Consider the following 10692-nt stretch of genomic DNA (forward strand, 5'->3'; position numbering starts at 1 on the left):
TCAATCAGCGCCCACAAGTCATCGTCCACGATCCACGGCCTGATACCCACACCCTCACGCACGGCCGAATCGTCGTACCAGTCACGCCCGACCAGCAACACTCACCAAGATCCTGTCACGAGCTCTAAGGGCCTGAAGAGAAACAACATGCCGGCTTCAGCTCAGGCGGGTCTACGCGTGGTAAGCGGTGCGTTGACCTGCTGAGACTTTCCGGCCTGCCATGCGTGCCTGCTGGCGACGTGGCAACAGCTGCACGACGCTCGCCCCTGGTCAGCGCGGGGTTACCACAGGTCGGCTGTATGCCTGGCCGGTGTCGAGGACGCGTGCCACGTCATGGCAGGTGGCCGGCCACCGGTTCGTCATCTGCCTGGACGTCGAGAAACTGCCCTCGGGAGGAGTCAACGAGTGCCCTCGATGATGGGCAGCGGCCCGTCGTGATCGAACCAGGCCGCCCGGCGGGTGAGCCAGGGATGGAGCCGATCCCAGGCTTGCGCGGTGGCTCTTCTATAGAGCCGGGCGGCTGTGGTCGTCACGGCCTGCTCGGTGCCCCAGGTGGCGGGGTCGCCGAAGACGAACTCGCCGCCATGTTTGGGCGGGCGCCCGCCCTTCGGGTCGTAGACGCGTGGTGGTGTCGGCCGTCGTATGACCTGGTCGGAACGGAGGCGCCCGGGGACCTGCACCGGCAGGCCGGACAGGAGGTGCGTAATGCGGGGCGTGTCGTATCCCGAGTCCAGGACGACCAGGATCTCTGGGTCTCCTGTCTGCCACTGACCGGCGGCGATGAGCCGCTCGGTGCCCTCGCGGATCTGGGTGGTGATCACGGCCGCGAGATCGGTGCCCGGCTCCAGCCGGACCGCGTCCAGCACCGCGGTCCAGGATGTGCGGCCGGTCTCCAGTGCGGCCACGGCCGAGTACGGCCAGCCGGGGATCATCCGATGCTCGTTCTGGCCCCGGCCACATGTATGGCAGAAGGAACGGTCCGGGCAGGTCGCGGCGTCCGGCCTCAGCCAGGGCGATACGTCGATGGCCAGGACCAGCCTGCCGTCCGCCGCTCTCGGCAACGGCAGGCCGGGCAGGACCCGGCGGAAGTCGATCCGTCCCTGGTTGAGCCCGCCGTACAGGGCTCCGTGACCTCGGCGGTGTTCTGGCGCGAGCGCGAGATCCACCAGCGTTTTGACCGGGCCCTCCGTGCAGAGGAGGGCGTCCGTTAGCTCGAACAACGCGTCTGAGCGACCCGTGAGGCACCCATAGAAGTCCGCCCGGAACTTCGACAACATAGCCAGCGACGCAGCCCGGCCACCAGTCAGAGGACTTCACCCGCGCGACCCCAACCTCGACCTGGAGCAGACGCGGAGAGAACTCGAACCCATGACGGGAGTACGCCGAAACGACCCGGCCGCTGGAGTGAACGGTCACCCGCTCAAGACCGAGGTCCCTCGCCCACGCCAAGTCCGCCTCGATCACGCCGCCCGGGCTTCGGTCACGTACTTCCGGCACGACATACGTGCACTGCGCGTCACCCGACATCCGCTCGAACGCGCGCGGATGTCGGGTGACGCTGCGTGATGACCAGCCAGGCCATGCTGATCACAACGTCGTCACGGACCATCACCATGCGCCGATGCGAAGACTCGGTCTCCCGGGCCCATGCCACGAACCGGGGAACGAACTCGTCCAGCGCGGCGTCGGCGGGGGTTCCGTAGAGCTCTTGCACCCACCGCCACCGCAACTCGGCGACGGCGGCTAACTCATGGGGCCGGGCAGGGCGGCACACGACGTCATCCTGGCGCAGATTCATCAGCACGACGGCCGCTTCCACCACTCCCACACCTTCAGAGCAGCGGCCCAGGGCCCCGCTTCGGTCGGGTGGCCCGGGGGGGGATCTCACCCCCGGGCTCCCACAGAACGGAGCGTGACAGTCTCCCGTCACTCCGCTCTTCTCATCGAGGTTGCACAAGCCCGGTCCACCATGCACGGAAGCGTTTGTAACCCCGCAGCCGTTTCTATTTCTTCCGCGCCCATCGCATCAGGTAGGTGTTGATGCGTCGCAGGAAGGGATACAACTGCGACCGTAAAACCGGCCGTAGTACGTCATCCAGCCCGACACGATCGGGTTAATCCAGTCGGCGAGCTCGATGAGTTCGAGTCTGGTGCGCCGGTGAATTCGCCATTCGCGGACCTGCTGGCCCATGGCTTTGAGGGCCTCCGGACTGACAGCGGGAAGGAACGACGCGAATGCTTTGCCGTCCGGATACCGCGCCTTCCGAGGGCCGAACGTATACCCAAGGAACTTGAACGACGTGTGCTCGGCAGAGCCGCGCCGCCTGGTGTCCTTGCAGTAGACGAGCTTGGTCTTGTCGGGATGCAACCGCAGCCCGACTTCCTCCATCCTCGCTTCGAGCGCCGCCCAGACCTGCCGAGCCTGGCGCTCGGTCACACAGTGCACCACCGCATCATCCGCATAACGCTCGAAGTCCACCGACGGGAATTCCCGCACCAGGAACATGTCGAACGCATAGTGCATGAAGAGGTTGGCAAGTACGGGCGAGATCGCTGATCCCTGAGGAGTTCCCCGGTCTCGTTCCTGAAGGGTTCCGTCAGGCAGCTGAAGCGGCGCGACGAGCCATCGCTTCACATACAGCACTACCCAACGCTGGTCGGTATTCGCCTCCACAGCTTTGACCATGAGGGCGTGATCCACGGAGTCGAAGAACTTCTGGACATCAAGGTCCAGAACCCAGTCCTTCTTCCAGCACCGCTGCCGGCACCGCTCGACCGCCTGCAACGCTGAGCGCCTCGGCCGATACCCATAGGAGTCGTCATGGAAGATCGACTCCGTCCTGGGCTCCAGCGTCAGAGCGACCACCGTCTGAGCGATTCGGTCAGCCACAGTGGGCACCCCGAGGATTCTCGTTCCTCCGGGCTTCGGGATCTCGACCGCCTTCACCGGAGGTGGAAAGTACGTCCCTGAGGACATCCGGTTCCAGATCTTGTACAGGTTTCCCCGCAGATCCTTCTCGAAGTCCTCAATCGAGCGCCCATCCACTCCGGCCGCACCTTTGTTGGCCTTGACTCTCTCGTATGCCTCCCACACGAGTCGCTTCGATATAGCGAACGGCTTGTCCTCCGGACCTGACATGCTCACCCGCTTCCTCCCGGAAAACATCCGGTTGTTCGCGCGAACAGATCACCAATGAGCCGGCCCCTTCACTCTACCCCGATTACCAGGGCTTCATCACTACTACGAGCCGGTCCGCCAGCGCGTGCCGCATCGGTACTCAACGCCTCACGGTTTCTGCCGCCCGGCGCGCTCCCTCTCGCCCTCTACCGTCTTCGACGTGCAGAGAGCCGTGTCGGCACTCGCCTTCCCACGTTCCGCGCAGAAGCCGCAGACCGGACTCGCGCCGCCTCCATGCCGTACACCACCTGGCCAATAGACGGGCACCCGCCAGGCTCATCCCGGCGCCATTTAACCGCCCCGGTTTTGATGTCAGCTGCTTGTTTCGACACGTCGTCAGCGGTTCGCTCTCGCTCGCCTTTCCGGTCCCCACCTAACGCCTCATGGGCGCCTTTTCCTCATCGCTCACCACGACGGTCTTCAGTCAACGCAGCATGAGGCGGTTTGAAGCCTCCCCCCGCAGGGCGACTCCGAAGGGCCAAATTCCTTCATCTTCCACACAGCACCACTTGAGGATGCACTTCCTACATAGAGCTCCTCTTCGTGTTCAGGACACACTTCCCGACAGAGTCAAGCTAGCCCTGGGCCAACGTGCTCGCCACAGCAGCCGCACAATTGCAAGTCCTGCCGACTCCAGGCTGACCAGCAACAATCCGTCCCGACGAGCCGCACTGCACCCCGGAGCTGTGGAACCCCCGGCGCCTGACGAACGCGACAGTCGGGCCACCATCCTGCCCGCAACCACCGCGACAAGCCGAAACCGCCCGCCCGGACAAATCAACGGGCCGTCACAAAACATCGAGGCTAATCCATACCAAGGATCGGTTCCGGGATCCTCACCGACGCCGGCGGCGCCTGCAGGTTCCGGAGTGTGCCGCCGATGCAGGCCTTCGCCCCATAACCAGGAGCCAGGGCCACTCGATCTGCGGCAAACAACCCTCGTGGAGAGGAAGCAAGTAGCTCCAACGGGCCTTCTTCCTCTCCACGTTCGCTGCCCTGGCCGTCATTGCCTCCCAAATGCTAACACGACACAGAGATCGCGTAAGGAAGCACCACAGCCTAGCTCTCCTTTACCCCGCCAGGTAACGAGCCGACGTGCTCTTCACTATGCTCCGCGACGGCATCTTCACCCGCCCCCTAGACATCTCCTCGGCTAAAAAATCCGCAAAGGCATCCCCGATTTCGCGCCTACCTCCGTAAAGCTAGCATGTTGGGTTTTGGTGCTTTGATTATCACTCATGATGCCACACGCCTAATAGGAAGGCTCTCACCTTGAAGATGAACATCTATCCGGAGCCAGGATTCCGAGAAGATCGATGCACATGTTTTCGGCGGCAACGTTAAATGTGCCATTTTGGTTGATCACTGAAGTGACACTTGAGTAATTAGAAAAGTACCTATCAATCACCATTCGATCATTACCTGCAGAGCCATCCCGCTTCGACACCTCGATCACCTTCTGGTCAATCACCCGACTCTTCCTATGAGAGTCAGAGTCATCAGCCGAGGCAATTGGTGCGCCACTTCCAGCCATAGCGGTCAGCGCAAACAAAATCGCCGTTACTTTCAGAGTAGCCATATCCAAACCACCTAAGCGGTGAATGTGTTGCAGCCTGGTTCAAATCTGAGATGCAATACGCATTGATCGAGAAGGTTGTGGCACAGATGCTATATGGGAGATTCTACGTTTATCTAGGGTTAGACTGTCGGACCCTGCGAGCTTTTTCAGCCATGAGTACATCGTTCTCCGCGTACAGCCAGGCCCGTGTCTTACGATTTTTAGCTACTGGCCTAAGATAGCCACGGCAAACCCATTGGCGAATACATCCAGGGGTAACAAAAACCAGCTTTGCCGCTTCTGATGAAGTAAGGAGGCGATGCTTTCTTAGGAATTCTGACGATTTCTGCCCGAGGGACCTAGACTCCATAATCGCATCCCCCATTTCGATGCTCATCAGCAGTATCTTTAACGAGGCGTCTGGCGCCACAGGTTGGAGAGGTATCGATTTCTATGCAGGGCATCTCATGGCACTCTCCCACTCTTCATTCACCCATTCATTGCGGCAATTAGAGCAACTTATAATCAAGTCTACACACTGAGAAAGCGACCTTAGATTGCATACTGGGCAAGGAGTCTTGATGTGGCATGCCTCTTCAGACCACCCCAAGAATTCCCTGGTCCCTTGGTATACGCTTAGAAAATCTGAAGCATACTGTCGCCCCCGGTTAGTTTGTGCAGCGACAGGAAGGCTATTGATCAGAATCGAGCAAAGCTCCTGTACCAATCGCCCTGGTTTCAATAACCCTTTAGGTGCAGCCTCAGGCATAACATAAGTGCCCCATGCATGCAAGAGATTTGTGCAGTATTGCAGATGGTCAACAATGGATAGGTTAAGGAGTGCGTTCTGCCCAAACTGTCGAATTTTGATCCGCCTCAGAGGCTCTTGGGGATTTCTCCGAGCATAGGGCTTACGCATCTCCAAGTGCAAAAGAACATAGGAGCGAGGAAAGTTAGATAGAGCTGTATGCAGGCGATTCATGCAGCGATTACAGGCTGCCCCGACTTCCCTGGTATGCAACTGGTCGCAAGTCAAATATTTTCCCATGGCGCTACCAACCTCAGGTTAAGGGTTGCGCTGGCAGGGACATTGAAATGAAACGCGTAACTCTGTTAATTGAGCACGCGTGAGCTGCAAGTCATGCGCCGATTCGCATCGTTTCAAGCCCGTTAGACGTAGTAAAGTGAGCCCATGTGATGCCAGCCAAGGCCAATACTTTTTGACATCGAGCACACGGTCGCGCGATCATGAGATCGCCTCGGATGTTTACTCGCGCTACATAGATGATTGCGCGGCGAGTGACTGTAACGCGACGCACTGCAGCTTCTTCAGCGTGAACACTAGCATGCCTATAATCAATGCGAGGATCGTTTCTCGCGATATTTGAGGAGGCGGCCAGCGGCCTTCCGCCCTTTACGATAACTGCACCAAAGCGGTATCGACATCTAGACTTGACAGCTTGTTTAATTGCTAGATGGATATAGGACACAACATGTTCGATTCGACTTCGCCATCTATTATTACTTAACAGTGACAATGACTCTCTCTGAACCATCTGAACGGTTAGGCACGGGTGGGTAGTTTGGGCCTACTGGAGCTAGAATGACGCGTTGCGAGGAGATCGCTGGGGCTATCGACCAAACAATAGCCGTGAAAGCGACTGAAACTGACACCGCTGCAGCGATGAGCGACTTGGAAAAGACAAGGTGCATCTCCGTTATACCTCACGATCCCGCTGCCGCGTCAAGTTCCTGCGAGCCTCTGATTGAGGATACCCATGCAAGGAGGTCAGTCAAACTCTATGCGTAAAGCTGGGGTCGAGTACCTTAGCTGGGCATATTTTGATACCGCTTCGATATCGTCAGTCGCTAAATGGTTAACTGTGGCGACGATTAACGCGCAAAAGCTTTTCGAAGGTTTCTCGCTCAATAAGCGCTGTCAAAATCTCGGCGAATGCTTGGCTGAAGCATAGGTGAACCCTCGCGGCATCCGGGGCATACCTAACTTGAGAAACTAGGTAATCCAGCGCTTCGAATGCTGCGTCCAGATTTCGTGTGGCCTCGCAAAGGTTCTCTGCAAGAATTTTCTCGCAGTTATTTTCTGGGCTTACCAGCGATCCTCCTGTGCTTGGAGTAAATCGACCACTTTCTGCCTGAGGGACTGACATCGGCATCCGACCTGCCCAGCTCGGTTAAGAGGGATGGAAAATTAGGGTCAACCTCTTTGCTGGCCGACGCCTAATCAGTGAGGTTTTTTTCAGCAAGTGGGTGCGTTGGAGGTGCTCGGCCCGTTGCCTCTGAAATAGCAGGCGAATTTCCTGGTAGGGGAGTTATGGCAATTCTTGCCAGTTCCAGGAGGCTTTATGTTCTACTCATCGTGTCATGTCTGATGTCCTGATGCTGTCCCCCGAGTGGTGTAGCGGAGCTCTCGGCGAAATCTGCTGATCGTGGGCTGGACTCGGGGCACTTGCCGTCGGGCAGAACTAATGTCATATCAGGCAATGCCGTCCACCGTACGACGCTGCCGGCCGCAAGGTGGATCTCTCCGAGCTCAGATCCACGAGCTCCGCGATGGCTGCAGGACCAAGCCCTGTCACCTGGCGATAGTCAGGCCCTCAGGGTGCCAGTCAGACCGATTGCACACGTAACCCGCAGATTCGCCGTAATCACCCGTACACCACTCGGCGGGACACTGTGCGGATCTTCGAGCAGGTCTAGCTGCGAGTCTGTTTGAACAGGCGGGCGATGAGACAGGAGTAGAACTGGCCCCGGAAGCATGACATGACTGTTCGCCAATGCCTCCTGCCGGACATCGTGATGCAGCAGACTCATCCTCACAGCCTTCGTGCTGGACGTGTGTATTCCTTGGTCGGAGCATCTGCTCAGCGCGAAGACCGTTTCCGCGTACGCCGGTTACCGGTCCAAGTGATCAAGTTCGCGGCACCATGCGACGTCGGACGTTAAAGATCAAGTTAGCATTCGCCCTCAAAGGTGAGATCACCAGCCATCTCGGGCACGTGAAGCACGAGAAGGCATCCGACAGCAACACCCGCAACGGCACCTGGTAGAAGACCGTGGTGACCGAGGTCGGCCGGTCGAGATCGACGTGCCGCGCGACCGTGAGTGATCCTGCGAGCCGCAGGTCGTCAAGAAGCGGCAGCGCCGACTGACCGGCGTCGACGAGATCGTGCTGTCGCTGTCCGCCCGCGGCCTCACCCACGGGAAGATCCCCGCTCACCTTGCGGAGGCCTTTGGAACCGAGGTCTCTGCCACCGTGTCCTACATGGTCATTTTGAGGAGATGTTTGCAGTAGCAATGAGCTGCGGCGAGTCCGAGGGGACGCGAGGTAGTTCCGGGGGATGACGCCCGTAGCGGGGTGACAGGCCCCGGTATCCGGTCACCCAGGAGATGGTGCGCTCGATCACCCATCTGCGGCGGCCCAGCCGTTCACTTGAGCCGATGCCTCTGCAGGCGATGCGGACGCTGATGTGCTGGCTGTGCAGCCACCGCAGGTCAGGGAGATCATAGGCTTTGTCAGCATGGAGCTGATCAGGTTTGTAGTCGCTGTGGAGTTCGTGTCCTATGTGAAATGGGCCACCATCGACTTCAGCCCGAGGCTGTCATGGATGTTGGCCGCGGAGACTCCGACGCGTAAGGGCAGGCCGTTCGCGTCGGACAGGATGTGCATCTTGGAACGCGGCTTGCCCCGGTCCACGGGCGACCGACCTGCAAGTTCGCCCCCCTTTTTTTATCCTGCACGTGGGCCGAGTCGAGTAACGCCCAGACAGGTCGGCCATGCCCTGGCTCATCAGCATCTCGAGGACTTTCTGGTGCACCCGACCCCAGATCCCCGCGCGTGACCAGACCAGGAACCAGCGGTGCACCGTCGAGACTTCGAGACCCCAAAGCAGGGCGGCAGAGCCCGCCAGGCGCAGCCACTGACCAGCACGTAGACGATCGCTGCGAACACCGCCTCGTCGTCGATCACCGGCAAGGTGATCGACGGTATGAACGAATGGCAGAACCGCCCACTCGACTCGGTCTACCCGCTCCTCTTCATCGACTGTGTGCAAGTGAAACTGGGTTGGCCAGATCGCAAACAGGCCGATCTACATCGTGCTCGCAGTCTCAGTCACGGGCACCCACGAGGTTCTCGGACTGTGGGCGGGTGACGGCGGTGAGGGCGCGAAGCGCTGGCTTCAGGTCCTCACCGAGATCAGGAGAGGATGGGGACGAGGCCACAGGTGAAAGCACCACGGCGGCGCTCGACGGCTGGCTCTTCTTCGAGGGCGAGGCCGACTTCTCCATGACGCCGCCCACCACGCGCACCTGGCCAATGGAGGCTTGCATCTCTGTAAGTTACGTCGCTGAAGCTAAGGCCCTTGGTGTCCGGCCTGAAGGTCATGATGCCGCATGAGTCTCTCTCGGCGATGGGTACTGCCCAATCGTTGACAGCGCTATCGAGCCTGATATCTGAGAGTGACACGCGCACGACACTGTGTCAATGGCCGGCAGATGCAGATGCAGATGCAGATGAGATACCAGGTTGGCGTGTTACTGGCAAGATCGCCTCTAGGCGATCTTATAATACACATCACAATGGAGGGCGTCGCCATGGTCGTGTCGGATGAACTCCAGGAACCGGCTGGTGGCGGCGTCCTCGGCCGGAGCGGTATACAGGCTTCAGCACTTTCGCGATCTTGGCCCAGTCCTGGCGGGCGGCATAGCGGAACGACGCCCGCAGGAGGTGGACCACGCGGGTCTGGACCACCGTCTCCGGCCACCGGCCGCGTCAGGAAGGCCTTTCAATCCGTCGCAGACGAGCATGAGGACGTCCTCAAGGCCGCGGTTCTTGAGCTCGGCCAGGACGCGAAGTCAGTGTTTGGCCCCCTCGCCGCCGGGCCCACAGGCCGAGGATGTCACGGTGTCCTTCAGCAGCGACCGCCAAGGCCATGTAAACGAACCGGTTGGCGACCTGTCCCTACCGGATCTTCATGTTGATGCAGTCGATGAAGACGACCGGGTAGACGCGGTCGAGGGGACGGGCCTGCCATTCGGCCATGCCTCCATCACCGAATCCTTGATTGTCGAGATCGTCTGCTTCGACACCTCGGCTCCGTAGACCTCAGCCAGGTGAGTGGAGATCTGCCCATGGGTGAGGCCCTTCGCGGACAAGGACAGGACCATTTCGTCCACGCCGGTCAGCCAGCGCTGCCGCTTCTTGACGATCCGCGGCTCGAACGAGGCCTCACGGTCCCTCGGCACCTCGCTCTCGACCGGGCCGACATCGGTCAGGACGGTCTTGGACCGCTTGCCGTTCCTCGACCGCCGTTCTTCCCCGCCTGATCGTGCCGGCCATAGCCGAGATGATCGGTCATCTCACCCTCGAGAGCGGACTCCAGCAATCGCTTCGTGAGCCGCTGGCGCAGGCCGCCTTCACCGGTCAGCTGCAGGCCCCCGGCCTGGGTACGGGTCACGAGCTCGTTCAGGAACTGGTCATCGACAGCCGCCGGAACGGTCCCCACCTCGGACGGCCTGGCTATGTTCTCGCTGGTCGCGGGTGCAATCCTCCATGATCAGAGTTACACCGTTCCTTTTACAGTCCCACTATTCAGGATAAAAACGTTCAGTAAGGCTATTCAGAGTGGCCCCTGATCGGGTGATGGCGGCGGACCCGTAACAGTCGGAGCCCTCGGATTGTTAATCAGGATGTTTTGAGTGTACTCAGCTGATGTGTCGTCATGTGCTGGTTGTTCGTAACCGGCAATGCGCCGCTTGTAGCGGTAGTGTTTGGCAGTGGCTTGGTGTCGGAGGCGCCAGCGGGGCCATCTAAAGCGTGTTGCAGAAGGCTGTGATCTGGCAGGTCAGGGCCCGGTTCCGGCGGTTCTGGTCATGTTGCCAGGGCAAGGTTGTGCATGTGGGCGACCGCTTGGACCGCGTGGTGGAGGCCGTCGCC

At 59.8% G+C, this 10692-nt stretch carries 6 protein-coding genes and 5 pseudogenes; 2 read left to right on the forward strand and 9 right to left on the reverse strand.

The window, feature by feature from the left end; translation table 11 throughout:
- Nucleotides 1–404: 404 nt before the first annotated feature.
- The 6 genes and pseudogenes from ACFPP6_RS35850 to ACFPP6_RS35875 form a co-directional block, all read right to left on the reverse strand.
- Nucleotides 405–1277: pseudogene (locus tag ACFPP6_RS35850) on the reverse strand (transposase); the annotation flags it as partial.
- Between the two features lie 239 nt (nt 1278–1516).
- Entirely contained in the window at nt 1517–1819 is a 303-nt protein-coding gene (locus ACFPP6_RS35855; protein WP_382051075.1) for a hypothetical protein, read from the reverse strand.
- A 207-nt stretch (nt 1820–2026) separates the two neighbouring features.
- Nucleotides 2027–3139: a group II intron reverse transcriptase/maturase gene (gene ltrA / locus ACFPP6_RS35860; RefSeq protein WP_382051076.1), complete on the reverse strand. Its 1113-nt coding sequence runs from the start codon at nt 3137–3139 to the stop codon at nt 2027–2029.
- Between the two features lie 1306 nt (nt 3140–4445).
- Nucleotides 4446–4757: a hypothetical protein gene (locus ACFPP6_RS35865; protein WP_382051077.1), complete on the reverse strand. Its 312-nt coding sequence runs from the start codon at nt 4755–4757 to the stop codon at nt 4446–4448.
- 109 nt (nt 4758–4866) lie between these two features.
- Nucleotides 4867–5133 carry a MerR family transcriptional regulator gene (locus tag ACFPP6_RS35870; protein ID WP_382051078.1) on the reverse strand — a complete coding sequence of 89 codons (267 nt, stop codon included), beginning with the start codon at nt 5131–5133 and terminating at the stop codon, nt 4867–4869.
- 742 nt (nt 5134–5875) lie between these two features.
- Nucleotides 5876–6292: a cytidine/deoxycytidylate deaminase family protein gene (locus ACFPP6_RS35875; RefSeq protein WP_382051079.1), complete on the reverse strand. Its 417-nt coding sequence runs from the start codon at nt 6290–6292 to the stop codon at nt 5876–5878.
- 1425 nt (nt 6293–7717) lie between these two features.
- On the opposite strand from ACFPP6_RS35875, the pseudogene ACFPP6_RS35880 reads away from it, so the two are divergent.
- Nucleotides 7718–8004 (forward strand): annotated as a pseudogene (locus tag ACFPP6_RS35880) (transposase); the annotation flags it as partial.
- 11 nt (nt 8005–8015) lie between these two features.
- Here the strand turns inward: ACFPP6_RS35880 and ACFPP6_RS35885 are convergent.
- Nucleotides 8016–8715: pseudogene (locus tag ACFPP6_RS35885) on the reverse strand (IS5 family transposase); the annotation flags it as partial.
- On the opposite strand from ACFPP6_RS35885, the pseudogene ACFPP6_RS35890 reads away from it, so the two are divergent.
- Nucleotides 8714–8957 (forward strand): annotated as a pseudogene (locus tag ACFPP6_RS35890) (transposase); the annotation flags it as partial. The pseudogenes ACFPP6_RS35885 and ACFPP6_RS35890 overlap by 2 nt on opposite strands.
- Here ACFPP6_RS35890 and ACFPP6_RS36590 read toward each other — a convergent pair.
- Together ACFPP6_RS36590 and ACFPP6_RS35900 are read right to left on the reverse strand one after the other, a co-directional pair.
- Complete coding sequence (locus tag ACFPP6_RS36590; RefSeq protein ID WP_417802665.1) at nt 8865–9086, reverse strand: hypothetical protein; 222 nt, start codon at nt 9084–9086, stop codon at nt 8865–8867. The pseudogene ACFPP6_RS35890 and the gene ACFPP6_RS36590 overlap by 93 nt on opposite strands.
- Nucleotides 9087–9408: 322 nt before the next feature.
- A pseudogene (locus ACFPP6_RS35900) lies at nt 9409–10261 on the reverse strand (IS256 family transposase); the annotation flags it as partial.
- Between the last annotated feature and the right edge of the window lie 431 nt (nt 10262–10692).

The sequence above is a fragment of the Streptomyces aureoversilis genome, assembly GCF_042657885.1.
In the GTDB taxonomy this organism is placed as follows: domain Bacteria; phylum Actinomycetota; class Actinomycetes; order Streptomycetales; family Streptomycetaceae; genus Streptomyces; species Streptomyces aureoversilis.

What these genes read in the sequence shown, in the direction of transcription:
- ACFPP6_RS35870 (WP_382051078.1), bottom strand. Translation starts at nt 5,133, where the DNA reads ATGAGCATCGAAATGGGGGATGCGATTATGGAGTCTAGGTCCCTCGGG.
- ACFPP6_RS35865 (WP_382051077.1), bottom strand. Translation starts at nt 4,757, where the DNA reads ATGGCTACTCTGAAAGTAACGGCGATTTTGTTTGCGCTGACCGCTATG.
- ltrA (WP_382051076.1), bottom strand. Translation starts at nt 3,139, where the DNA reads ATGTCAGGTCCGGAGGACAAGCCGTTCGCTATATCGAAGCGACTCGTG.
- ACFPP6_RS36590 (WP_417802665.1), bottom strand. Translation starts at nt 9,086, where the DNA reads ATGCAAGCCTCCATTGGCCAGGTGCGCGTGGTGGGCGGCGTCATGGAG.
- ACFPP6_RS35875 (WP_382051079.1), bottom strand. Translation starts at nt 6,292, where the DNA reads ATGGTTCAGAGAGAGTCATTGTCACTGTTAAGTAATAATAGATGGCGA.